25 protein-coding genes and 1 pseudogene are annotated in these 23,928 nt (G+C 53.4%); 16 read left to right on the forward strand and 10 right to left on the reverse strand.

Features of this window, described 5'->3' with window-relative positions; genetic code table 11:
• Window positions 1-16 precede the first annotated feature (16 nt).
• The 3 genes from INT19_RS00925 (at window position 17) to dtd (ending at window position 2,030) form a co-directional block, all read left to right on the forward strand.
• The gene (locus INT19_RS00925; protein ID WP_193059350.1) at window positions 17-862 is read left to right on the forward strand and encodes a universal stress protein; all 846 of its coding nucleotides are present in this window, start codon (window positions 17-19) and stop codon (window positions 860-862) included.
• Between the two features lie 70 nt (window positions 863-932).
• A complete protein-coding gene (locus INT19_RS00930) occupies window positions 933-1,514 on the forward strand; it encodes a chalcone isomerase family protein (RefSeq protein ID WP_193059351.1) in 582 nt (193 codons plus the stop codon).
• Window positions 1,515-1,592: 78 nt separating this feature from the next.
• Window positions 1,593-2,030, forward strand: coding sequence for a D-aminoacyl-tRNA deacylase (dtd, locus tag INT19_RS00935; protein ID WP_193059352.1), 438 nt, complete (start codon window positions 1,593-1,595; stop codon window positions 2,028-2,030).
• 50 nt (window positions 2,031-2,080) lie between these two features.
• Here dtd and INT19_RS00940 read toward each other — a convergent pair whose 3' ends face one another.
• Window positions 2,081-4,027 carry an ATP-binding cassette domain-containing protein gene (locus INT19_RS00940; RefSeq protein ID WP_193059353.1) on the reverse strand — a complete coding sequence of 649 codons (1,947 nt, stop codon included), beginning with the start codon at window positions 4,025-4,027 and terminating at the stop codon, window positions 2,081-2,083.
• On the opposite strand from INT19_RS00940, the gene INT19_RS00945 reads away from it, so the two are divergent.
• The 7 genes from INT19_RS00945 (at window position 4,026) to INT19_RS00975 (ending at window position 10,420) form a co-directional block, all read left to right on the forward strand.
• Window positions 4,026-4,628, forward strand: a complete 603-nt coding sequence (locus tag INT19_RS00945) for a TIGR02444 family protein (RefSeq protein WP_226912818.1) — start codon at window positions 4,026-4,028, stop codon at window positions 4,626-4,628. The two genes, INT19_RS00940 and INT19_RS00945, sit on opposite strands and share 2 nt — an antisense overlap.
• A gap of 227 nt (window positions 4,629-4,855) precedes the next feature.
• Window positions 4,856-5,902 carry a TRAP transporter substrate-binding protein gene (locus tag INT19_RS00950; protein WP_089040257.1) on the forward strand — a complete coding sequence of 349 codons (1,047 nt, stop codon included), beginning with the start codon at window positions 4,856-4,858 and terminating at the stop codon, window positions 5,900-5,902.
• A gap of 296 nt (window positions 5,903-6,198) precedes the next feature.
• Window positions 6,199-6,777, forward strand: a complete 579-nt coding sequence (locus INT19_RS00955) for a TRAP transporter small permease (protein ID WP_089040258.1) — start codon at window positions 6,199-6,201, stop codon at window positions 6,775-6,777.
• A 28-nt stretch (window positions 6,778-6,805) separates the two neighbouring features.
• Window positions 6,806-8,089, forward strand: a complete 1,284-nt coding sequence (locus INT19_RS00960) for a TRAP transporter large permease (protein WP_089040259.1) — start codon at window positions 6,806-6,808, stop codon at window positions 8,087-8,089.
• A gap of 21 nt (window positions 8,090-8,110) precedes the next feature.
• Entirely contained in the window at window positions 8,111-8,554 is a 444-nt protein-coding gene (locus INT19_RS00965; protein ID WP_089040260.1) for a universal stress protein, read from the forward strand.
• A 135-nt stretch (window positions 8,555-8,689) separates the two neighbouring features.
• Window positions 8,690-9,370: an FKBP-type peptidyl-prolyl cis-trans isomerase gene (locus INT19_RS00970; RefSeq protein ID WP_193059354.1), complete on the forward strand. Its 681-nt coding sequence runs from the start codon at window positions 8,690-8,692 to the stop codon at window positions 9,368-9,370.
• Window positions 9,371-10,420 carry a PHB depolymerase family esterase gene (locus tag INT19_RS00975; RefSeq protein ID WP_193059355.1) on the forward strand — a complete coding sequence of 350 codons (1,050 nt, stop codon included), beginning with the start codon at window positions 9,371-9,373 and terminating at the stop codon, window positions 10,418-10,420.
• Between the two features lie 44 nt (window positions 10,421-10,464).
• On the opposite strand, the gene INT19_RS00980 is transcribed toward INT19_RS00975, so the two are convergent.
• Both INT19_RS00980 and INT19_RS00985 read right to left on the reverse strand, forming a co-directional pair.
• The gene (locus INT19_RS00980; protein ID WP_089040263.1) at window positions 10,465-11,073 is read right to left on the reverse strand and encodes an SCO family protein; all 609 of its coding nucleotides are present in this window, start codon (window positions 11,071-11,073) and stop codon (window positions 10,465-10,467) included.
• 5 nt (window positions 11,074-11,078) lie between these two features.
• Window positions 11,079-11,582: a hypothetical protein gene (locus INT19_RS00985; protein WP_193059356.1), complete on the reverse strand. Its 504-nt coding sequence runs from the start codon at window positions 11,580-11,582 to the stop codon at window positions 11,079-11,081.
• Window positions 11,583-11,688: 106 nt separating this feature from the next.
• Between INT19_RS00985 and INT19_RS00990 the strand changes: the two genes are divergently transcribed.
• Window positions 11,689-12,603 carry an AEC family transporter gene (locus INT19_RS00990; RefSeq protein WP_193059357.1) on the forward strand — a complete coding sequence of 305 codons (915 nt, stop codon included), beginning with the start codon at window positions 11,689-11,691 and terminating at the stop codon, window positions 12,601-12,603.
• A 576-nt stretch (window positions 12,604-13,179) separates the two neighbouring features.
• Window positions 13,180-14,181: a 2-hydroxyacid dehydrogenase gene (locus INT19_RS00995; protein WP_193059358.1), complete on the forward strand. Its 1,002-nt coding sequence runs from the start codon at window positions 13,180-13,182 to the stop codon at window positions 14,179-14,181.
• 30 nt (window positions 14,182-14,211) lie between these two features.
• Here the strand turns inward: INT19_RS00995 and trmB are convergent, their stop codons facing one another.
• From trmB to thiS, 3 genes are read right to left on the reverse strand one after another with little or no spacing between them, the layout of a single operon-like run.
• Window positions 14,212-14,985 carry a tRNA (guanosine(46)-N7)-methyltransferase TrmB gene (gene trmB, locus INT19_RS01000; protein ID WP_193059359.1) on the reverse strand — a complete coding sequence of 258 codons (774 nt, stop codon included), beginning with the start codon at window positions 14,983-14,985 and terminating at the stop codon, window positions 14,212-14,214.
• Window positions 14,986-14,997: 12 nt separating this feature from the next.
• Window positions 14,998-15,792 carry a thiazole synthase gene (locus INT19_RS01005; protein WP_193059360.1) on the reverse strand — a complete coding sequence of 265 codons (795 nt, stop codon included), beginning with the start codon at window positions 15,790-15,792 and terminating at the stop codon, window positions 14,998-15,000.
• Window positions 15,793-15,831: 39 nt separating this feature from the next.
• A complete protein-coding gene (thiS, locus tag INT19_RS01010; protein ID WP_009723207.1) occupies window positions 15,832-16,053 on the reverse strand; it encodes a sulfur carrier protein ThiS in 222 nt (73 codons plus the stop codon).
• Window positions 16,054-16,217: 164 nt separating this feature from the next.
• Here thiS and INT19_RS01015 point away from each other — a divergent pair, with 164 nt between their 5' ends.
• The gene (locus tag INT19_RS01015) at window positions 16,218-16,595 is read left to right on the forward strand and encodes a DUF423 domain-containing protein (protein ID WP_083007660.1); all 378 of its coding nucleotides are present in this window, start codon (window positions 16,218-16,220) and stop codon (window positions 16,593-16,595) included.
• Between the two features lie 8 nt (window positions 16,596-16,603).
• On the opposite strand, the gene INT19_RS01020 is transcribed toward INT19_RS01015, so the two are convergent.
• Complete coding sequence (locus INT19_RS01020; protein ID WP_038479517.1) at window positions 16,604-17,026, reverse strand: PaaI family thioesterase; 423 nt, start codon at window positions 17,024-17,026, stop codon at window positions 16,604-16,606.
• A gap of 67 nt (window positions 17,027-17,093) precedes the next feature.
• Window positions 17,094-19,268, reverse strand: coding sequence for a malate synthase G (locus tag INT19_RS01025; protein WP_193059361.1), 2,175 nt, complete (start codon window positions 19,266-19,268; stop codon window positions 17,094-17,096).
• A 206-nt stretch (window positions 19,269-19,474) separates the two neighbouring features.
• Between INT19_RS01025 and INT19_RS01030 the strand changes: the two genes are divergently transcribed.
• Window positions 19,475-20,455: an alpha/beta hydrolase gene (locus INT19_RS01030; RefSeq protein WP_193059362.1), complete on the forward strand. Its 981-nt coding sequence runs from the start codon at window positions 19,475-19,477 to the stop codon at window positions 20,453-20,455.
• Between the two features lie 90 nt (window positions 20,456-20,545).
• Here the strand turns inward: INT19_RS01030 and INT19_RS01035 are convergent, their stop codons facing one another.
• Window positions 20,546-21,856, reverse strand: a complete 1,311-nt coding sequence (locus INT19_RS01035; protein WP_226916902.1) for an esterase-like activity of phytase family protein — start codon at window positions 21,854-21,856, stop codon at window positions 20,546-20,548.
• Window positions 21,857-22,074: 218 nt separating this feature from the next.
• Between INT19_RS01035 and INT19_RS01040 the strand changes: the two genes are divergently transcribed.
• Window positions 22,075-22,656: an NADPH-dependent FMN reductase gene (locus INT19_RS01040; protein ID WP_193059364.1), complete on the forward strand. Its 582-nt coding sequence runs from the start codon at window positions 22,075-22,077 to the stop codon at window positions 22,654-22,656.
• On the opposite strand, the pseudogene INT19_RS01045 reads toward INT19_RS01040, so the two are convergent.
• Window positions 22,653-23,153, reverse strand: a pseudogene (locus tag INT19_RS01045) (magnesium chelatase subunit ChlI family protein); the annotation flags it as partial. The gene INT19_RS01040 and the pseudogene INT19_RS01045 sit on opposite strands and share 4 nt — an antisense overlap.
• 36 nt (window positions 23,154-23,189) lie before the next feature.
• Here INT19_RS01045 and INT19_RS01050 point away from each other — a divergent pair.
• Entirely contained in the window at window positions 23,190-23,891 is a 702-nt protein-coding gene (locus INT19_RS01050) for a recombinase family protein (RefSeq protein ID WP_193059365.1), read from the forward strand.
• The last annotated feature ends 37 nt before the right edge of the window (window positions 23,892-23,928 follow it).

Here is a 23,928-nt window from a genome sequence, read left to right on the forward strand (position 1 = left end):
GCCAGGGAGTTGTGCCATGTCTCGCACGCTGCTGTTTGCCACGGACCTTTCTCAGGATAACCGCGCTGCGTTTGCTCGCGCTCTTCGGCTGGCCTATGCCCAAGGGGCGCAGCTCGACATTCTTCACGTCCTTGACCCTTACTTGCCCCACCGTGTTCTTCACGACGTTGAAAGCGCGGTTAACGAAGATATCAGTGCCACATTGACCGACCTGCGCGAAGATTACGCGCTGGAAGCGCCTTCGCTGCTTATTCAAACCGTTGTGGGGGAGCCGCATGTTGAAATTGTGCGAGAAGCTCACGAGCGTAATGCCTCGTTAATTATTATGGGCATGCACCGTAAGCGCGGTCAGAAAGATCTTCTTTTGGGAACCACTGTGATGCGCGTGATGAGAAGTGCGCCTTGCCCGGTGGTGGTCGCCTCTTATCTACCGACGCAGCCTTGGCAACATATCCTGGTGCCGATCGATTTTTCGCTGACTGCTCGGCAAACACTCAGGGAGGCACTCATTCGCTTTCCAGAAGCGACGTTGACGCTACTGCATGCCTGGAGCTTACCTGGTGAGCGTGAGCTGGGCTCCCAGGCTAATTTTGCCCAGTGGCGAGATCACGAAGTAGAACGTTTACGCAGAACGCTGGATAACGAGATTGAGAGTTTAATGCGCGATCTTGACGGTGTCCCCGATATCGAGCTGGTGCTCGAACCAGGGCAGCCCTGTGATGTACTTCAAGATTATATGAAGCGACACTCTCCCGATTTGGTGATTATTGGAAGCCGTGGTCAGCCCCAGCACACCAGCCAAGTGACTGAAATGCTGTTAGGCGAACCTCACTGCGACCTCATGCTATGTCGCTCCTGGTAGTTGTTATACGGAACCTTTATTTTTGTTTTGTGTATGTATAGTTAGTGTTCTGAAAAATAGAGGCTTCGCTATGCTATATGTACACAAACACCCTTTAATACTGGGCACGCTGCTGTCAGTCGGTACACTTTTATCGGCACCCAGTGTGCTGGCAGATAGTGTGACTGAACGAGGAGAGCGCTTTGAGCGCGTCGTGGAAATTAATGGTCAGCACTACGCGTTAATGGGTAGTGGTGTGTTCCGCTATATGATCTGGACCGCCTATGCAGGAGCTTATTATCAGCTTGAGGGAGAAACTGAGCCGCTGCCATTGAGTGATGTCCCTCGTCGCCTTGAGTTAGCTTATTTTCATGACATTGAGGCGGCTGATTTTGCTGAAGCGACTGAGAAAACGCTAAAAGAGTCGCTGACACTCTATGAGTTTAGCCAGATTGAGGAGGACCTAGAGCGGCTGAATCAGCGCTATCGTGCTGTAGCGCCTGGTGATCGCTATCTACTCAGCTGGGATGGGGAGTCGCTGCAGCTCGCCCTTAATGGCGATGTGGTATTTGAAGATGACAGTGCTGAATTCGCCAGCGCTATGTTTGGTATTTGGTTGGGCGAGCGTCCTCTAAGCGATGGTTTTCGCGATGCGCTACTGGGCCAGGGTTAATTCAAATAAGGGTTTTGTCTGACGCCTGTGCCAGCGAGTACACTGTATTTTCTTTGGGACACATCGCAAGAGGCAAGTGTGAAGGCACTGATTCAGCGGGTAAAAAACGCCAGCGTGGCGGTCGAAGGTAAGATGGTGGGGGCCATTGACCATGGTCTTTTGGCTTTAGTGGGCGTTGAAAAGGGCGACAGTGAGGCCGATGCTGAAAAACTACTGCATAAGCTGCTGCACTACCGCGTTTTCAGTGACCAAGAAGGCAAAATGAATCATAACCTTCAGCAGGCTAACGGGGGCTTACTGCTGGTATCACAGTTTACGCTGGCCGCTGATACTCGCAAAGGTTTGCGCCCCAGCTTTTCTAGCGCGGCACCACCTGCTGAAGGCGAGCGCCTGTTTGACTATTTGGTGGCTAAGGCATCCGCTGCCTGGCCCAACGTTGCAACCGGCCAATTTGGCGCTGATATGCAAGTGGCGTTAGTTAACGATGGGCCGGTAACGTTCATGCTTGAGAGCTAAGCGACTTAATCCGACTAGATTCAAAGCAGCCCGAATTGGTTAGCCAAGGGTTAGGCATCTTCGCTGGCTAATAACTCTGCCTCCATTGTTTCCAGCGCTTCCTCGGCGGCGAGCCACTGCTGCTCGCTGGTGTCCAAGCGGCTTTTGATTTTCGCCTGTTGGGCAAGTGCTTCGGTCAGTTCTGCTTTACGAGCGCTGTCGGTATAAAGCGTCGGGTCAGCCAAAATAGCCTCTACTTCTTCAAGCGCCTGCTGGGTTTTCTCCATAGTTTTTTCAGCTTGATCGCGCGCTTTTTTCAGTGGTCGCAGCTTCTCGCGTAGTTCTGCTGCTGCCTTGCGAGCGGCTTTGCGGTCACCGCTAGGCTGCTGACTTTGGCGTTCGCTTTTTTCGCTACGCGCATCGCGCCTGCCCTCTTCCAAGCGCGCCTTTAGCCATGCCCGATAGTCATCGAGATCGCCATCAAAGGGTTCAACACGATGGTCGGCTACCCGCCAGAATTCATCAACCGTGGCACGCAATAAATGCCGGTCGTGAGACACCAGAATGACCGTGCCCTCAAAACTTGCCAGCGCCTCGGTGAGCGCCTCGCGCATTTCCAAGTCCAAATGGTTGGTTGGCTCATCGAGCAGCAGCAGGTTGGGTTTCTGCCAGGCGACTAGCGCGAGTGCCAAGCGCGCTTTTTCACCGCCAGAGTAAGTACCAACTTCGCCAAAGGCGTCATCGCCTTTAAAGCCAAAGCCACCTAGGAAATTGCGAATTTCCTGGTCACTGGCCGTGGGAGAGAGCCGTTGCACATGTACAAATGGCGTCGTTGTCACGTCCAAGCTTTCCAGCTGGTGCTGGGCAAAATAGCCAATGGCTAAATGCTCGCCTGGCACGCGCTTGCCCTCTAGCAGCGCCAGTTCACCGGTCAGTGATTTGATCAATGTCGATTTGCCCGCGCCGTTGGGGCCTAACAGACCGATGCGGCTACCGGGTAATAACGTAATGTTGACCTTCTCTAACTGCGCGACATCACCTGCTTCGCTGCGATAGCCAAGGGTCGCTTGGTCAAGCACAAGCAGCGGATGTGAGGTCTTATCTGCGGCAGGCAGCGTGAAGTGAAAAGGCGAATCTGTATGAGCAACAGCGATATCCCCCATACGCTCCAGCATTTTTACACGACTTTGCGCCTGCTTTGCTTTGGTTGCCTGGGCGCGAAAACGCGCTATAAAGCGCTCAATTTCTTCGCGGCGAGCCTGCTGTTTGGCTGCTTCTGCTTGCTGCAGAGCGAGTTTTTCAGCCCGCGTGCGCTCAAAGCGAGAGTAGTTGCCGCGGTAAAGCTCGAGCGTTTGATGATGCATATGCACAATGTGATCACACACGGCATCCAGAAAGTCGCGGTCATGAGAAATCAGCAGTAACGTGCCTGGGTAGCGGGTTAGCCACTGCTCTAGCCAAAGCAGGGCATCGAGATCCAGGTGGTTGGTCGGCTCATCAAGCAGTAGTAAGTCGGAAGGCATAAACAGCGTGCGGGCTAGGTTCACCCGCATACGCCAGCCACCGGAGAAATCTGACAAAGGCCGCTTAAGATCCGTTTGCACAAACCCGAGCCCTACCAGCAGCTGCGATGCCCGCGATTCTGCCGTGTAGCCATCCAGGGTTTCGATAAGCCCATGCAACTCGGCTTCCCGATGCGCATCGTCTGCTTCGCGCGCGGCGAGTAGATCAGCCTCTGCTTGTCGCAGCGCATAATCGCCATCCAGCACGTACTCCACAATGGGACGATCCAGCGCTTCAACTTCCTGGGCCATGTGGGCTATCCGCTGGCCGCCGCTCATCTCAACGTCGCCCTGGTCGGGGCCGAGCTCGCCTAGCAGAAGTTTGAATAAGCTCGACTTACCGGCGCCGTTTGCCCCGATAATGCCTGCCTTTATACCGCTGTGGAGCGTAAGGTCAGCGTTATCGAGTAGCGTTTGTGTACCCCGTTGCAGGGCGACTTGGCGCAGTGCGATCATGCATTCTCCCGAAAAAGTGGGTAAATCAATGTTCGATTCTAACCGATTCCAGCGCTTACAGCAGGCTCCACTATGGGATTTTGCACTGACATTTTATGCCCAGCCCGGAGTCGAGCAAGCATGCCTTGTTCTGCAAGATAGAGCAGGGGTGGATGTGTGTGAGCTGCTAGTGCATAGCTGGCTCTACCACTACGGTCTTCAGGTAACGCCTGGTGCGCTGTCAATGGAGCGCAAAGTGCGGGAGTGTTGGCAGCAGTCGGTCACCGCTGTTTTGCGGCAGTTGCGTCGTGATCTTAAGCCCCAAGCAGCAGAAAGTGAGGGCATTGCCCAGTTGCGAAAGACACTTCAGCAGGCCGAACTTCAAGCTGAGCGTGAGAACCTTCAACGCTGGCAGCACTGGATATTGCAAACGTCTGAACTTAACCAGCGGTTAACAAACTGCGCTATAAGTAAGCAAGATGTTGCACAATGGCTGCAAAGTAAGCTGTTTTCTGATGGCCTTGCGTTTGATCAAGTAGTTGTGTCACCCGAGCGCGAGAACGTCAGAGAGGCGATTGCTATACTTGCGACACGGCTTGACCGCTACGAGCGACCGCGCTAGCCTGAAATTAAGCTATTTTTGAATAACGCGTGTTTTAAGGTTGTTATTGCTTGTGTAACTGTTTCTAAACGGATTCAAAAAGATAGGCTTTATGAATGATGGTTTTATAAATAGTTACTCTAAAGTCACTGGCAACTAACAGAGCGTTTAAGAGCGACACGCATTATACAAAAATTAAATATTGGCGCACTCGCATAGCGCGCTTACCACTGCTAGGGGAACTCTGCATGAAGGCAAGCAAGTTAATTTCGACTCGTTCAGTAACGACTAAGTTAATGACGACGGCGAGCGTTGGTGCACTACTATTTGGTCTCAGCGCAGCCGCTCAAGCAGATAACTGGCGTTACGCCCACGAAGAGTACGAAGGCGATGTCCAAGATGTGTTCGCTTACGCATTCAAAGAATATATCGAAGAGAATTCCGATCACAGCGTTCAGGTTTATCGTTTTGGTGAATTAGGTGAATCTGATGACATCATGGAGCAGACCCAAAACGGCATTCTTCAGTTTGTAAACCAGTCGCCTGGTTTCACGGGTTCTCTGATCCCAGAAGCGCAAATCTTCTTTATCCCTTACCTGCTACCAACAGATGAAGAAACCGTCCTGACTTTCTTCGATGAGAGTAAGGCCATCAACGAGGTGTTCCCAGAGCTCTACGCTGAGCAAGGCCTTGAGCTATTGAAGATGTACCCTGAAGGTGAAATGGTCATTACCACCGACGAGCCGATCAGCTCGCCGGAAGATATGAATAACAAGAAAATTCGTACCATGACGAATCCATTGCTTTCAGAAACTTATGATGCCTTTGGTGCAACACCGACGCCGCTACCGTGGGGCGAAGTATATGGTGGTCTGCAAACCGGCATTATCGATGGTCAAGAAAATCCGATTTTCTGGATCGAGTCTGGCGGTTTATATGAAGTATCACCGCACCTTACCTTCACAGGCCATGGCTGGTTCACTACCGCCATGATGGCTAACCAAGACTTCTATGAAGGCTTGTCCGATGAAGACAAAGAGCTAGTTCAGGAAGCGTCTGATGCTGCCTATGATCACACAATCGAGCACATTAAAGGGCTAGCCGAAGAGGCATTAGCTAAAATCCAAGAAGCTTCGGATGAAGTCACTGTGACTCGTTTGGATGAAGAACAAATCCAGGCTTTCCGTGACCGCGCTCCACAAGTTGAAGAAGCCTTCTTAGAAATGACGGGTGATAAAGGTGCTGAGCTGCTGGAGCAGTTTAAAGCTGATCTCGAAGCTGTAACTAACGAGTAATTTACCGTTTAGTGCACTCATTTTGAACGGTAAATCACCTAGGGGGCAGCCAGCGCTGCCCCTTTTTTATTTTTATATGCACACCCGGTGCTGACAGCCACCTAGCAAAAAAAAGCGCGTAACCTTGCGTAAAACACAGAAAAATTTACGTACATCCAGCGTTGAAGCGGAAAGAGTTATTAACCGTTACGCTACAAAATGAGTAAGGCTGGACACGCTCCGTTCGGTGGTCAGTGAAAGAAGAGGCACTAGGTTTTTAATCGTTAGCTGCCACGCTGCATAAGAGGAGATCGGCCATGACCGAAGAAGAATCCGAAAAGAATTACAGCTCTGGTTTGCCCGGCATACTAGGCGTGATCGACACTGCAATTAGCAAAATCGAGTCAGTCATACTGGCGATGGGGGTTTTGCTAATGGCGCTGAATACGGTCACTAATGTTATTGCCCGCTTTGTATTTGGCAATAGCATTATGTTTTCAGGGGAATTAAACCGTATTTTGATCATTATGATTACCTTTGCGGGTATCGGCTACGCTGCTCGACACGGTCGTCATATTCGTATGTCAGCCATCTACGATGCCTTGCCTGTCGGGGGGCGTAAGGCATTGATGATAGGTATTTCGTTCTTTACCTCCCTCGTCATGTTCTTCCTGCTGTACTACTCCGTGGTGTACATCCTCGACCTTCAAAGCAAAGGTCGCGTGCTGCCGTCACTCGGGCTACCTATTTGGATCATTTATATCTGGGTACCAGTAGGTTTTCTCATTACGGGCATTCAGTACCTGTTAACGGCAATTAAAAACCTTACCTCTCGGGATGTATATCTCTCGACAGGGGTAGTTGATGGTTACAAAGACACCGAAACAGAAGTGTAAAGCAGGGCTTGCACTCTAGGGGAACGCTATGACGACGATAATGGTAGTCACCATGATTGCCCTGCTGCTGCTGGGCTTTCCTATGATGATCCCGCTGATCACGGCAGCGGTGATCGGCTTTTATATGATGTTTAACGGCTTCGGCCAAATGGATACGCTGATTCAACAGATGATGGCGGGTATCCGGCCTGCTTCGTTGATTGCGGTGCCGATGTTTATATTAGCGGCAGATATTATGACGCGTGGCCAGTCGGCCAATCGCTTAATTGATATGGTGATGTCCTTTATCGGTCATATCAAAGGCGGCCTTGCGGTCAGTACGGCGGCCTCCTGTACGCTGTTTGGCGCAGTTTCTGGTTCTACCCAGGCAACCGTAGTCGCGGTGGGCTCACCGCTGCGACCCAAGATGCTGAAAGCGGGCTATTCCGACCCATTTACACTGGCACTGATTATCAACGCGAGTGATATTGCCTTTTTGATACCCCCAAGTATTGGCATGATCATCTACGGGGTTATTTCAGGAACATCCATTGGCGAGCTGTTTATTGCGGGTATTGGGCCAGGGCTTCTGATCCTGTTTATGTTCTCAGTTTATTGCATCGTTTACGCTGTGGTAAAAGGCGTGCCTACCGAACCCCGCGCTAGCTGGAAAGAGCGTGCCGTAGCCGTGCAGAAAGCACTGTGGCCGCTAGGCTTTCCAGTCATTATCGTTGGCGGTATCTACGGAGGTATTTTTAGCCCGACAGAAGCCGCTGCGGCCTGTGTGCTCTATGCCGTATTGCTTGAGTTTGTGGTATTCCGTTCGCTCAAAATGAACGATATTTATGCGATTGCTAAATCCACCGGCTTAATTACCGCAGTGGTGTTTATATTGGTCGCTGTTGGTAATGGGTTCTCCTGGATAATTTCATTCGCGCAGATTCCACAAATGATTTTGGAAGCGGTAGGCGTCAATGAGGCTGGGCCGACAGGCGTACTGATTGCAATCTGTATCTCTTTCTTTGTCGCTTGCATGTTTGTTGACCCGATTGTGGTCATTCTGGTGCTTACGCCAATTTTTGCTCCGGCGATTGCGGCGACCGGTCTGGATCCTGTTCTGGTAGGTATTTTGATTACGCTGCAGGTAGCCATAGGTTCGGCGACCCCACCCTTTGGCTGCGATATATTTACCGCGATTGCGATCTTTAAGCGGCCTTACTGGGAAGTCATCAAAGGCACACCGCCCTTTATCTTTATGCTGATTTTAGCGGCGGCGCTGCTGATCATGTTTCCGCAAATTGCGCTGTTCTTGCGTGATATTGCCTTCCGCTAAGCAGTCACAAGGAGAACGCGGATGTTTAATCGCATTTTAATTCCCGTAGATGGCTCGAAAGGGGCGATTAACGCACTGGAGAAAGCGGTTGGCCTGCATATGCTCACCGGTGCCGAGCTTTATTTGCTGTGCGTATTTAAGCACCATAGTTTATTGGAGGCATCGCTTTCTATGGTGCGGCCGAATAAGCTGGATCTGCCTGATGATGCGCTAAAAGAGTACGCCACGGAAATTGCTGTACACGCTAAAGCCTACGCCATAGAGATGGGCGCAGACAGTGCGCGAGTAAGGGCGTTTGTGAAAGGTGGCCGCCCCTCGCGAACTATCGTGCGCTTTGCCCGAAAGAGGGAGTGCGATTTAATCGTGATCGGTGCTCAAGGAACCAATGGCGAGAAAAACCTGCTGTTGGGTAGTGTCTCCCAGCGCGTGGCGGGTGCGGCACACTGTCCCACATTGGTCGTTTAAGACACCAAACTACTGAACTTAATAGCGGTCTTACTAACACCCGCCATCTCAGGTAATGCAGCCTGAGATGGCGGGTGTTAGTCTTTGAGCTACTCAAACATTTGGCGCGTTGCGCCGTTGGATAAGGTTCTTTACATGAAAGTATTGTTTTCTTCCACCGCCTTGGCGAGTTTGTTACTGGTTGCTCCGTTCGCGGCAGCGGCTCCTGAAACCGACGAACAGCGTCTTGCCTATAGCTTAGGCGTCACTCTAGGCGAGAGCATGCAGGCTGATATTGAAGACCTCGATCTAGATACATTTACGGACGGCATGCGCGATGTCTTTGATGGCAACGAGTTGGCGTTAAGCGAGGAAGAAATGATGGAGGCGCTGGTCGCTTTCCAAGAGCGTTCTATGGCAGAGCGCGAGCAAGAAGCCGCTGAAATTGCCCAGCTTAATCTAGAGGAAGGCCAAGCTTACCTAGCGGAAAACGCTGAGCGTGAAGAAGTTGAAGTGACTGAGTCTGGCTTGCAGTATGAAGTGCTTGAGTCCGGTGACGGCGCAACGCCTGGCGCTGAAGACACCGTTGAAGTGAACTATGAAGGCATGCTGCTAGATGGCACCGTATTCGACAGTTCCTTTGAGCGTGGTCAGTCGGTGAGTTTCCAGGTAAATCAAGTCATTGAAGGTTGGCAGGAAGCGCTTCAACTGATGAGCGTTGGCGACAGCTGGATGCTATATATCCCTGCTGAGCTGGCTTATGGTGAAGGCGGCCAAGGCCCTATTGGCCCAAATGAAATGCTGACGTTCCGTGTTGAACTGTTAGGCGTAGAGTAAATGACACGTCCCGCCGCTTCTACATCTTGTTTTTTGGGTGCGCTGTTACTGCTGGGCAGCACGGCTGTTCACGCTGAAGCAGATACCGTGCCTGGTGATTTACCTGCACTAAGCGCAGCGAGCGATCACGCGAGCGTGGTAGGTGTCTCTTCTGGCGGTTACATGGCCGCACAGTTGGCGGTTGCTTGGCCTGAGCGCTTTAGTGGTGTAGGTGTATTAGCGGCGGGCCCTTGGAGCTGTGCCCAGGGCGCGCTCAGTTTGGCGCTTAACCAGTGCATGAGCACCCGCCGTGGGTTGCCTTCCTTGGATGAGCTGGACCGTCGGCGCGAGCGTTACGAGTCGCTTGAGCAGGTGGGGGAGCGCGACGCATTAAGCCAGCTGCGTGCCTATGTATGGCACGGTGATGAAGATGGCACGGTTTCTCCAGAGCTAGGGAGTTTGTTAGCAGAACAGTGGCAGCGCTGGCTGGCATCTTCAGAACAGCTGCGTTTCGTGCGCAGTGAGAACACAGGCCATGGCTGGCCCATCAAACTGCCGAAGCAGGCCAACGCTAGCCCCCAGGCACTTGGCGACTGTCGCCAGGGCGGTGGTAGCCATGTACTTGCCTGTGATGAGAACGTGGCTGGCGATATGCTCTCATGGCTTTACCCTGAGCGTGAGGCTAATGCTAGCGAGGGCGAAGTGATTGCCTTTGATCAGTCGGAGTTCGCGGTTAAAGGCTTGGCTGATGTGGGATATCTGTTTATTCCTGAGGCGTGTGAGGCGGGAGGGTGTCCTGTCACAATAGCCTTGCATGGTTGTCAAATGAGCGTTGATGCCATTGGCGATACGTTTGTACGCCACAGTGGTTTGAACCGTTGGGCAGCAGACCATGGTCAAGTGGTGCTATACCCGCAGGCGGAAAGCAGTATGGCTAATCCTCAGGGGTGCTGGGATTGGTGGGGCTTTGCCGAAAGTACTTGGCAGCTCAACCCGCTGCATGACACGCGTGATGGCACCCAAGCCAGAGCGCTAATGGAGATGCTTGAACACCTACAAAGCACGCCTTAATTCCAAGTACATCCTAAAACCAGAGACTTCACCGTGTATTTCGGCTAGCTACCTAACTCATTCTCCAGCGCTGACACTAAGCCGTGCGGTGCTGGGGAGTAGAGTACTCTCTGTAAAATCTCACCGTTGCGGTTAACCAAGAAAAGCGAAGCGCTATGGTCAATGGTGTAGGCCATGGCTGAATCGGGCGCCTCCACTCGCCGCCAAATCACGCCATAGCGTGCCGCTACATCTGCAAGCTGCTCTTGACTACCCACCAAGCCGATAAACGTATCACCAAAGAACTGCATATACTCTTCCATGCGCGGCAGCGTATCGCGTTCAGGGTCAACCGTTATCATTATCGGCACCACGCGTTCGCGCTGTGCATCGCTTAGCTGGGCCAATGCCTGACGTTTAACAGCCTGATTCATTGGGCAAACGTCTGGGCAGTAGGTGTAGCCAAATGAAACAATCGCAATGTCGTCTTCATCTAGCTGGGCGAGAGAGAAATCACCTTGAGTAGAGGGCATTTCTATTGGTCCCCCCGTCACGTCATCGCTGTCTGGCTGGAAAGCAAACTGGTAAAGGCCGATAGCCGAAATGGTCAGCAAGACAAGTATTAGCACTAGTCCCAGCCAGAGTGCTTTACGATTGTTTGGTTTAGCGGCCATACGTACTAACTCCTAATCACGTCAAAGTCGAACCAACTGCCCAGCTTGCCTTCCGGTGTTTCCAGGATAACCCGTGCTCGCCAGGGCATCACGTCTTGCGTGCAGATACCGACTTGCCCTTGGCCATGAAAGTGACCGGGCGCAGAGGCGGTTAACCCAAAACGGTGTAAGCCCATATCCATATCACGCCCGATAAAGTCGACCGTTACATGGCTTGGGTTGAGGCCCTCGACTTCTACATCCAGTGGCAGAATATCCAGCGCATCGATACGGCCATCGGCATCAACGGTGAGTGTTAGGCGGCCTTTATCGCCCAGTACTGCCGAGCACGTACTGGTGTGTAGGTTGCAGTTGGCATCTGGTGTAAACCATGCAATATCACCATCATCGCGCAGCCAATTGGCAAACACGTACCACGTGCAGGCGGCCAGTGAGATGCCCGTGATGAGGATAAGCACTTTCAGTGCTGGAAAACCCGTAAAGTAGCCAGGTTTAGGCAAGTTCTTCATGGCAGAATGGTCACTACGCAGGCCGTAAGATGGAAGTTAGTTTCATGGTAACAGTAATCGCACGGATGTCGCTGTGCTGGGATGTCGCAGTTAACAAGGAATAACAATGGAGAGCATTACTGGCGCACTTGGGCCACTGTTTTTATTGATTTTACTGGGCGCTGCCATTGGCTATGGCCGTTGGCCAAGTGCTACGTTCTGGCCGCAAATGGAGCGTCTGATCTACTTTGTGCTATTTCCAGCCATGCTGATAGGTACGCTGGCTACTGCTGATGTCAGCCAAGTACCGGTTGGGCGCATAGCGCTGGTATTGCTCGGCACGATGGGGGTTTTGGGCCTGTTGCTATGGCGCTGTCGTGGTTACCTTGGCTTAACGCCTGCGGCGTTCACGTCGGTGTTCCAAGGCGCCGTGCGTTTTAACACCTACGTGGGTGTCGCGGGCGCTGCGGCACTGCATGGCAGCATGGGGGCGACTACCGCCGCTGTGGCGGTGGCACTCATGGTACCGGTGGTGAACGTAATGTGCGTCGCAAGCTTTGTCGCGGCAGGGACGCTAGGCAGTGGAAGCCTTGGCCAAAGTGCCCTCGCACTGGCTAAAAATCCGCTGATTTTGTCCTGTCTAGCAGGTATCGGACTCAATCTTTCGGGGGTTGGCTTGCCCGGTTGGAGCGAGGATACCGTAGGGTTATTGGGAGGTGCGGCGCTGCCGTTAGGGCTCATTGCCGTGGGCGTGGCGCTGCGCCCCGCAGCACTGCTACGGCTTGATCGTGGCGTGATAGCGACGAATAGCATCAAGCTGCTGTTAATGCCTGCGGTGGTGCTGCTATTAGCGTGGCTGGTGGGGCTGGACCCTATCAGCCGTGATGTGGCGCTGCTGTTTGCAGCGCTGCCTACCGCCACATCTGCTTACATTCTTGCTCGGCAGTTGGGGGGGGATGCAGAGCTTATGGCGGCAATTATTACCGGCCAGACGCTGTTAGCGATGCTGACGTTGCCCGTTTGGTTGCAGCTGGTGGGGTAGTGTAAAAAAACTGTCTTAAAAATAAATAAAAAGTATTCGCATTTAGGTTGACGTGGTAAATGAGAATGATTATATTGTGATTGTCAGCGTTTAATGAGACGTTGGCAACCACGACAGAAACCGCCAGTTTCCTGTCATGGTTTCTCCCTCTCATTGCTAGTCACGGTCTTTTGCCGCTCCCTTGGAGCGGCTTTCTTTTTTTCTAGTGACCGTGTTTGCTGAAACATTGGCAACCACGACGCTATTTCAAAGATCAGCGCCAGTTTCCTGTCATGGTTCCTCTTTCCTTGCTAGTCACGGTCTTTTGCCGCTCCCTTGGAGCGGCTTTCTTTTTTTCTAGTGACCGTGTTTGCTGAAACATTGGCAACCACGACGCTATTTCAAAGATCAGCGCCAGTTTCCTGTCATGGTTCCACTTTCCTTGCTAGTCACGGTCTTTTGCTGCTCCCCTGGAGCGGCTTTCTTTTTTTATAGCGGCATCTTTCTTTGATCTCGGTGAATACCTCTTGTGACGTTTGGGCAGACAATAGGCGAATTGCCTATGCTGATCATCTATCCAGAGCCAGGAGACATGCCATGCGCGTTGCCGTTTTTAGCGCTAAGCCTTATGACGAAACCTTCCTTACTCGTGCTAATGCCTCGAATCGGCACGAATTAAGCTTTTTTGATGCGCGCTTGAACGTCGATACAGCGCCTCTCGCGAAAGGGTTTGAAGTTGTATGCGCTTTTGTAAATGACCATCTGTATGCGGACGTTTTAGAGCAGCTACACACGAGCGGCATACGATTGGTAGCACTGCGCTCGGCGGGCTTTAACCATGTTGACTTGGCGACGGCCGAACGGTTGGGAATTACCGTGGTGCGGGTGCCCGCTTATTCGCCTCATGCCGTAGCAGAGCACGCGGTGGCCTTAGTGTTAAGCCTGAACCGCATGACCTATCGCGCTTACAACCGAGTGCGCGAGGGCAACTTTGCCCTAGACGGACTGCTGGGGTTCGATCTGCATGGCAAAACCGTGGGCGTGATTGGCACTGGGCAGATTGGCTTGATCTTTGCCAATATCATGCATGGCTTTGGCTGCCGAGTAGTTGCCAGCGATCCTTTTCCAAATCCGAATGCCGAGCCGTTTGTGGAGTACGTGCCGCTGGCGTCGCTCTATGCTCAGGCAGATATTATCTCGCTGCACTGCCCGTTAACACCCGATACTGATCACCTGATTAACGCCGCGGCCATTGCACAAATGAAGCAGGGTGTGATGCTGATTAATACCGGACGTGGGCGAGTGGTTGACACCCAAGCGGTGATCGCTGGTCTGAAAAGCGGCAAAATTGGCCGCTTAGGGCTAGATGTTTACGAAGAAGAGGAGCAGCTGTTTTTCGAGGATCTATCGCACAAAGTGATCGATGATGACCAGTTCATGCGCCTGACGACCTTTCACAACGTACTGATCACTGGACATCAGGCATTTTTTACCACCGAGGCGTTGACCAATATCGCCGAGACCACACTGGCGAATATTGATGCCTTTGAAAGCGGTAGCGGTACGCTGCATCGCGTCGTTTACGATAAGCGAACGTAAACGACGCTGAGCTATCTTTAGTCGCTGTGTTTAAACGTCACGGCGGTAAATCAAATCCCATACGCCGTGGCCAAGTTTCTCGCCGCGGGCTTCAAACTTAGTTAGCGGGCGAAAGTCTGGGCGTGGAACGTAGGGCGCTGTGTCGGCGCTGGCGGTATTCGTATAACCGGGTGCGGCGTCCATAACCTCAGCCATCCACTCGGCATAGGCTTCCCAGTCGGTCGCCAGGTGGAAGGTGCCGCCAGGTTTTAAGCGCGTACGAATCAGCTCAACAAACGCAGGTTGCACAATACGCCGCTTGTTGTGCTTCTTTTTCGGCCATGGATCGGGGAAAAAGAGCTGTAGCGTGGTTAATGAGTCTTCAGGCAGACACTGCTCCAGCACCGCTAAGGCATCTTCGCGGTAAACGCGCAGGTTAGTTAGGCCGCGTTTATCTACCTCATCCAGCAGCTTGCCCACACCCGGCGCGTGAACCTCGATACCGATAAAGTCGGTATCTGGGTGGCGTTCGGCTTGCTCGATGAGTGAGTTGCCCATACCAAAGCCAATTTCCACCACGCGCGGTGCTTGGCGGCCAAACAGGGTGTCCAGATCCTGACGCCCATCGGCAATCGTCAGTCCTAAGCGTGGCCAAACGTCTTCTAAACCGCGGCTTTGCGCTGGGGTCATGCGCCCTGCGCGAATCACGTAGCTCTTAATCCCCCGCCGGTGTAGCGGGGCATCAGCATTTTCAGGGCCTGTGGTGTTGCTCTCAGCGCCAGCAGTGTTGTTGCTTTCAGGCGTGGTGTCGTTCGTATCGGTCATGGTGTCTCTGTATCAGCCGTTAATTCGGCCTGCAAAAGGCGAAGAGGGATCGGCGCTCTGGCGGCGTGGCATACGGCCTGCTAAGAAGGCATCGCGGCCAGCTTCTACGGCCAGCTTCATGGCGTTAGCCATACGCAGCGGGTCGCGGGCGTGAGCGATCGCCGTGTTGAGCAGCACGCCGTCACACCCTAGCTCCATTGCCATGGCGGCGTCAGAAGCGGTGCCGATGCCCGCATCGACCAGCACGGGTACACTGCTTTGCTCAACAATCAGGCGTACATTATGCGGGTTTTGAATGCCATGCCCCGAGCCAATCAGCGAACCTAGCGGCATGATGGCGCAGCAGCCCATAGCTTCTAGTTCACGTGCCACAATGGGGTCATCACTGGTGTACACCATGACGTCAAAGCCATCAGCCAGCAGTGTCTCAGCAGCTTTTAGCGTCTCGACCACATTGGGGTAGAGAGTGTGATCGTCGCCGAGCACTTCCAGCTTGACCAGGTTATGGCCGTCTAGCAGCTCACGCGCCAAGCGGCAGGTGCGCACAGCGTCTTTGGCGTTGTAGCAGCCAGCGGTGTTGGGCAGCAAGGTGTAGCGCTGGGGGGAAATGACATCGAGAAGGTTAGGCGCGTCGGCATCCTGGCCTAAGTTGGTGCGGCGCACAGCAAAGGTGACAATTTCCGCGCCGCTTTGGGCAATGGCCGCGCCGGTCTCGGTAAAGTCTTTGTATTTGCCAGTACCCACCAGCAGGCGGGAGCTGAACTCGCGTCCAGCAACGGTAAACGGTGTATCAATCAGTGGCGTCATAGCGGTTCCTTTTGAAAGCAAAAACGGTGATGGGCTACGCTAGCCGCCGCCAATGGCGTGAACGACTTCTATCTGGTCGCCATTGGCTAAATGCGTTTGAGCAAGCTGGCTTTTGGGCACGATCTGTTCGTTAATTTCCACAGCGATACGGCGCCCGGTCAGGCCTAATTGCTCAATTAGATCAGCGGCGCTAAGGCCAGCTGCCAGCGTATGCGATTCGCCATTGAGCGTCAGTTGTATCGACTCATTAGGAGTAGGCATAACGGTAAGTGTCCCATTCGGTGAGGCAAAACATTGTCTATTGTAGCGGTTTCGCACCGCTCAAGGTATGTGACAACGTTAATCATCTCAGTGAAATATCGAGTGCGTATGTCGAGTACTTATCTCAAGTATTTATAACGAGTATTTATAAACAGGAGTAACGCATGCAGCGAGCAGACAAACCCTGGTGGTGCCTAGTCGCACTCTCAGGAGCATTAATGGTGATACTCGGGGCCTATGCGGCTCACGGGTTGGCATCGCGTACCACTGCTGCCATGGTCGACATCGTTGAAACTGGCGTGCGTTACCAAGCGTGGCATACGTTGGCTATGTTAGCGGTACTGGCTTGGCGCAGCCAGTGCCCTCAGCCAGGGCAGCGCATCGTGCTAGCGCTATGGGCGTTGGGTATCACCGCATTTTCGGGCTCGCTTTACCTAATGGCCCTAGTAGGGCTTAGCGTTGGTATTGTAACGCCCATCGGTGGTTTGCTGCTGATGGCAGGCTGGTTAGGCTTAGCCGTCACTGCGCTGCTCAGCCGTTAGCGCGGTGGTTAGCCAGTTGGGCTGTCTGGCAGCGCGTAGCTAGCGGTAATATGCGCAACCGGTTTAGTGTCATCGCTGGCAGAGAAAATCTGCACTTCGCCGACCGCTAAACGGCGGCCTAACTTGATGAGTTTGGCGTGAGCAACAATATCGTGCTCGCCGGAAGCGGCGCGTAAGAAATGGCAGTTCAAGTCACTGGTGACCGCCATGGCTTCGGGGCCTATTTGCGCCAAAATGGCCACATACAACGCCACATCGGCAAAGCCCATCATGGTCGGACCAGACACCCTGGGGCCAGGGCGAAGGTGTTGCTCACCGATGGTTAGTCGCAGGGTGGCACTCATCGCACCAACGCTTTCAATTCTGCCCATCCGCTGGGGAAACACCTCATCTAAAAAGTGCTCAATCTGCTCGGCAGTCATTACGGTCATTATTATTGTCCTTTATAAAAAAGCCCCGAGGCATGCGCCTCGAGGCTGATGATACCGCAAAGCGCGTTTACTTCGCCTTATGCACCTGACGCCACGCGTGAAGTAGCGGTTCGGTGTAGCCAGAAGGCTGTACGCGGCCTTTGAACACCAAGTCAGAGGCTGCTTTAAAGGCGGTTGAGCCTTCGAAGTCGGCGCTCATGGCCGTGTAGGTGGGGTCGCCAGCGTTCTGCTGATCAACCACTTTAGCCATACGCTTAAGCGTTTCTTCCACTCGCGGCGCATCGACAATGCCGTGGTGCAGCCAGTTGGCGATATGTTGGCTGGAAATACGCAGCGTAGCGCGGTCTTCCATTAGGCCAACGTTATGAATGTCCGGCACTTTCGAGCAGCCCACGCCATGTTCAACCCAGCGCACCACATAGCCCAGAATGCCCTGGCAGTTGTTATCCAACTCTTGCTGAATCTCTTCATCCGACCAGTTGGCGTTTTCGGCTACTGGCACGGTGAGCAGGTCATCTAAAAAGTCGGGTTCGCCTTGGGCTTCCAGTTCGCGCTGTACGTCCGCTACGTTGACTTGGTGGTAGTGAAGCGCATGTAGCGTAGCCGCCGTTGGAGAAGGCACCCATGCCGTGTTAGCACCCGCTTTCGGGTGACCAATTTTTTGCTCTAGCATGCTATGCATCAGATCCGGCATCGCCCACATACCTTTACCGATTTGAGCACGACCACGCAGGCCACAGGCTAAGCCTACCTGCACGTTGTTCTTCTCGTAGGCAGTGATCCACGCAGCGCTCTTCATATCGCCTTTGCGAACCATCGGGCCTGCTTCCATGGCGGTGTGCATTTCGTCACCGGTGCGGTCAAGGAAACCGGTGTTGATGAACACAACGCGAGAAGCCGCTTCAGCAATACACGCCTTCAAGTTGACAGTAGTGCGGCGCTCTTCATCCATGATGCCCATTTTCAGGGTGTCGCGGCTCATGCCCAGGATGTCTTCAACGCGACCAAACAGTTCGTTGGCGAACGCCACTTCTTTCGGCCCGTGCATTTTCGGCTTCACGATATACACTGAGCCAGCGCGGGAGTTGCGTGGCTGATCGGCGTCTTTCTTCAGATCGTGCAGTGACAGCAGCGAGGTCACTACCGCATCCAGAATACCTTCCGGCAGTTCGTTGCCATTTTCGTCCAGGACGGCAGGCGTGGTCATCAGATGGCCAACGTTACGCACGAACATCAGCGAACGACCCGGCAGTGTAACGGTGCTGCCATCAGTGGTTTGCCAAGTACGATCGGCGTGCAGCGTCCGCTTGAAGGTTTTGCCGCCTTTGTCGATGCTCTCTTCCAGGTCGCCCTTCATCAGGCCAAGCCAGTTGCTGTAAACACCGACTTTATCTTCAGAGTCGACAGCAGCAACGGAGTCTTCACAATCCATAATAGCGGTCAGCGCCGCTTCCACCACCACGTCTTTCACGTGAGCGGGGTCGGTTTTACCGATCGGGTGGCTGTCGTCGATCTGGATTTCCAGGTGCAGGCCGTTGTTAGTAAGCAGGATTGCTTCAGGCGCGGATGCATCGCCGTTAAAGCCGATCAGCTTGCCGGAATCTTTTAGGCCGGTTTCACGACCGCCTTCCAGACTAACGACCAAGTGGCCATCACGAATAGCGTATTTCACCGCATCGCGGTGAGAGCCGGTGGCCAGTGGGGCAGCGCGATCAAGCACACCACGGGCATAAGCGATAACTTTTTGGCCACGCTTCGGGTTGAAACTGGTGCCTTTTTCAGCGCCATCTTCTTCTGAAATCGCATCGGTGCCGTATAGGGCATCGTACAAACTACCCCAGCGGGCATTAGCGGCGTTCAGTGCATAGCGGGCATTGCTCACAGGCACCACCAACTGCGGGCCTGCTTGAACAGCCACTTCACGATCTACATTGGCCGTGGTGGTTTTAACACTGTTGGGTGCATCCACCAGATAGCCAGCTTCTTTCAAGAAGCTGCGGTAAGCCGGCATATCGCTAACCGGGCCCGGATTTTCACGGTGCCAGACATCCAGTTTTTCTTGGAGCGTGTCGCGCTCTTCAAGCAGCTGGCGATTTTTCGGTGTCAAATCATGGAACAGGGCGTCAACGCCAGCCCAAAAGGTGCTTTCGTCGACACCAGTGCCCGGTAAAGCCTGCTCATTGATGAAACGGTCCAGGTCTGCTGACACCTGTAAACGGTGACGCGTGATACGCTCGCTCATGGGGTTCTCCTGTAAAGGTGCCCGTGGGATATTATCGTGCCACGGCCAGGGTAAATGTATATTTGTGGAAAATACTTCCACAACTGCGCGGGCATGTAAACAGCCGATGCCGTAAAGCAGCAAAATGCTCGACCAAATGATGAGAGCGGTAGTGGTCTCCGCTATCATTCAGCCAATGGATAGGTGGCGTTCACGGAGAGACGTTAATGCATAATTTCCAACACCTGGAAGGCTTGTTTAGACAAGCAGCAGGCGAGTCATCGCTCTCCCAGCTTAGGCCGGGCGACACGCTAACGGACGCTGTGCATGACTATTTTCGCCACTACGGTTTAGAAACGCTACTAAACGATACCAGCGAAGTGCACGCGGGATTTATTGATACTGGACGCTTTGCTCTGTGGTGCCAAGTATGGAGCCCGCCTGTGCCCACGGGCACTGCGTTTGTGATTCATGGTTACTTTGACCATTTAGGCCTTTACCGCCATTTGCTCGGCTGCCTGCTGGCCAAAGGGTGGCGAGTGGTGTTGTGGGATCTTCCTGGTCACGGTCTTTCCAGCGGCCCACGCGCTGATATTGACGATTTTGACGACTATCAGCACTGCCTTGCGCATTTACAGGCAACATTACAATGCCAGGGCATGGCCCCTACGCCGTGGCTAGGTGTTGGGCAGAGTACGGGGGCGGCCATCTTGGCGACTGACGCGCTCACTCGTCGTGAAACGGCAGGCTGGGCCGGTATTGTGCTGCTAGCGCCATTGGTACGCCCCTGGCGCTGGAGCCAGTCTAGTTGGCTGCACCTGATTGCCAGCCCTTTTCTAAAGGAGCTACCACGTAAGTATCGCCCCAACTCCACCGATGAGCAGTTTACGGCGTTCCTACGTGACCAAGACCCGCTGCAACCGGAACGCTTAAGCGTCGCCTGGATAACCGCGATGCGGCGTTGGATGCCGCGTTTGCTAGCGTTGGAACCTAACCCGCTGCCGACGCTTATTTTACAGGGTGAGCAAGATCTTACCGTCGATTGGGAGTGGAATTTGGCGGTGTTGGAGGAGAAGTTTCCCAATGCCGAGGTCCACCGCCACCCAGAAGCACGGCACCACTTAGTTAACGAGGCCGATCCCATTCGTGAAGTGTTGTTTGAAGCTCTGGATGGTTTCGTAGACAACGTTGTTGAGCGTGGGCAATAACGTAAATGTTTAAAGCACTGGGAGGAGCAAGCTGAGGCTAGGGCGCTTGCGCGCGCCCTGCCTCAGGCCTATTTTCGCTACTGAGTTTCGTTACTGAGCGTTCAGAAAGTCCTCCACATCGAGCAGTATCAGCTCATTATCATCAGCGCGTCCTTGCTGGCGGCCAATCGAGAAAGGGTAGTTGTTGTCATTGGCGACCACGATGGTGCTCTCATCGACGCGATCGACATTCTCAATGGTCACGAAGGGAAAGTTAAAGGTGCCGTTGATCGTGCCGCGGGGCGCGATGCCATCTGGATCCTGGATGTTCATCAGGTCTATATAGGCGATTTTCTCAAGCACTCCCTGCTCGTCTGTACGGTCGAGGTCGATGAGGTAGATACGTTTGAACTCAGCGGGGTTGTCTGCCCACGCTTCTCGCGGGTCGCCCTGGCGACTATCACGCTCGATAATCAGGCCACGTGTTCCGCCAATGAGGTTGAAATCGCCAATCGCATGATCCGCTGACTCCAAGGGGTAGTAGCGGGTTGTGTCGCCCCATTCTCCGGTTTCAGTATCGAGCTCGAACATTCTTAACACGGGGGTGCCATCAATCGTTTCCGGGGCGTTGGCGTTGCTGTCCCAGATCGGTTTTTCCAGCAAGGGATAGAGCGTTGTTTGGTCTTCGGAGAGCGCCATGCCTTCATAGCCGCCGGAGCGAAACACTACCACCTCATCAGCGAGAGACGCGCCAGGGTTCGGGGTGAGGGCAAAGGCATTGTCTGGTGAGCGCATCAGCGTTCCACTAGGGTTAGTGGCCAGCACTTGCAGCACTTCACCCTGATTATCGACCTGGATAATCCAGGGGCCGAACTCATCGCCAATCCAGTAGCTATCGCCCACCGGCTGTATCGATTCAATATCGAAATCAGCGCCGGTTAAAAAGCGACCAGGCGTGGCTTCATTCATAATCGGGAAGGGCACTTTGCGGTTTGGGTCCGATAGTTGAACGGTCTCCTCGATGATGACACGCCCGGTGTCCCAGTCAGTCTTTATGATGTTAAACATCAGAATGACGTCAGAGGAGTTGGCTTTGGAGCCAAAGCCGTTATCGGTTAATACCAAGAAACGATCATCGCCTAACGAGCGAATACCTGAAAACCCCTGCAATGGCTGGCTGGGGAAGGGTAGCGCTAAGCCGGTGGCTTGCATGTTGGTATACAACTGCTCAGCACGGCCCTCTGGGCCAGTAAAACGGCCTGAAACGTTGTAGTGCTCAGCGGCGCCGGAAGGCGCCGCCACAAAGCTGCTGCCGGGTAGCTGGGCATGGCCGGACAATGTGGCGCTAAAATCCTGCTGGGCGTGCGCCGCACTGGTAAATACAAAGGCGAATAGGGCGGTCGCTAGTAACGGCTTAGTCATCACGGTTTCACTATTTAGGAAGAAAAAGTAGAGCAGTTTCAGCTTTTGCTAATTTTCACCCGTAATAGTGAAAGTTGAATGACAGCGTGCAGACGTTTTAATGGCGGCAAGCTTGCATATCGAGCCTAGCCGCTCATCAGCAAAAAACGCCTTGCTCAAAAGACACAAATGTTAAATGGTGAGGCTTTCAAACACGTTCTTATAAAGAGGAAATGGTAATGGCATCATCAGTAGCAAAAGTTCTCGTATTAGCGGGCAGTGCCCGTGAAGGTTCGCTTAACAAACAGCTCGCGAAGCTTGCCGCCAAGCGCATTGAGGCCTTGGGTGGAAAGGCTACCTTTATCGATTTAAAAGACTACCCTTGCCCGCTGTTCGATGAAGATATTGAAGCCCAGGGCATGCCTGATAATGTACTGAAGCTACGCGAAATACTGGCCGATCACCAAGCAGTGATGATCGCTTCGCCAGAGTACAACGGCTTTATCACACCGCTGCTGAAAAACACACTGGACTGGCTGTCACGACCCTACCAGGATACGCCGGGGCTCAAGTTATTTGCCGGTAAGTGGGCTGCGCTGGTAGCGGCATCCCCTGGTGGGCTGGGCGGTATTCGAGCATTGCCCCTTGGACAGCAATTGTTGGCCAATCTGAGTTTGACCGTACTGCCGCAGCCACTATCATTGCCGAAGGCAGGCAGTGCGTTTAACGAGTCAGGCGCGCTCAAGGATGAAGCGACGGGTGGAAAGCTCGACGCCCTATGCCAACGGCTTGTCGATGTAATGGCCAATCACCATCGCTAGGCACCTTTCAACAGCCTATCCAACTGCCGGTAGCCGATCGCCTCGATAAAGTGCGGCTGGGTAGGCTTGGGTTCGCCTTGCAGATCGGCCAGGGTAAGCGCGACCCGCAGGACGCGGTGGTAAGCACGGGCAGAGAGCTTGAGTTTTTCCAGCACGCCTGCCAACCAGGCGCGCTCTTCATCGTTCAGCGCGCAGGCGGCTTCTAAGGCTTTGCCGCTTAGCTGGCTGTTGAGTGCGCCTCGCGCCATTTGGCGCTCTCGGGCGGCCATCACTCGCTCGCGCACGGCGCTGGAAGGTTCGCCTTGAGTTTGGGCGGTAAGCTGCTCGGGCGGCAGGGCGGGCACTTCCACTTGCAGGTCAATGCGGTCTAGCAGCGGGCCAGAAAGCCGTGCCTGATAGCGCTGAATCTGACTGGAACTGCACTGGCAGCGCTGACGCGGATCGCCCAAGTGTCCACAGGGGCAGGGGTTCATGGCGGCAACGAGTTGGAAGGGTGCTAACATATGATGAATCATAGCTAAAAGTATTTCATCATGCCTCAAGCAATCTCCTATGTTCGTTTCAGCTCAGCCCAGCAAGGTGCTGGGTCCACTACTGAACGGCAACAAGCCATGGTAAGCGATTGGCTATCAAGGAACCCAGATGTTCAGTTATCGGCATTGTCACAGCAGGATCTGGGGCGTAGCGGTTTCTCAGGTGATCATCTGAAACATGGCCTAGGACGCATTCTAGATGCAATTGATCTAGGCAAGATCAATGCTGGTGATTTTATCCTTGTGGAAGCCATAGACCGCCTGGGACGCCTGGATGCTATAGATATGGTTTCGCTGGTCAACAGCATTACATCTAAGGGAGTGATCATTGTTACTCTTGAGGATCAACAAATCTATTCGAAAGAAGTCCTACAGTCGAATTCTTCTTTGATCTATGTACTGGTGGGCAAGGCTCAGCAAGCAAACGAATATAGTCGCAATTTATCAAGGCGTATTTCTGCGGCCTATGAGAGTAAGCGCAGGAAAGCGCGCTCCGGTCAGAGCATCAAGAAATTTAATCCTTTCTGGCTTCAGACCGATGGGACGTTGATTCCTGAACGTGCTGAGGCTGTGAAAGCTTGCATCTCCATGTATCTCGATGGTCATGGACCTAAGAACATTCTGCAAACCCTTATCCCGATATACTCTGAATTGGAGAATATCCATCCATCAACTGTGAAGCGCTGGCTTAAATCAACCTGAATCCGTGAGACCGGCCCCCGGAAGCACTTCTAACCCA

It is taken from the genome of Halomonas sp. 3A7M (assembly GCF_014897875.1).
Lineage (GTDB): Bacteria > Pseudomonadota > Gammaproteobacteria > Pseudomonadales > Halomonadaceae > Vreelandella.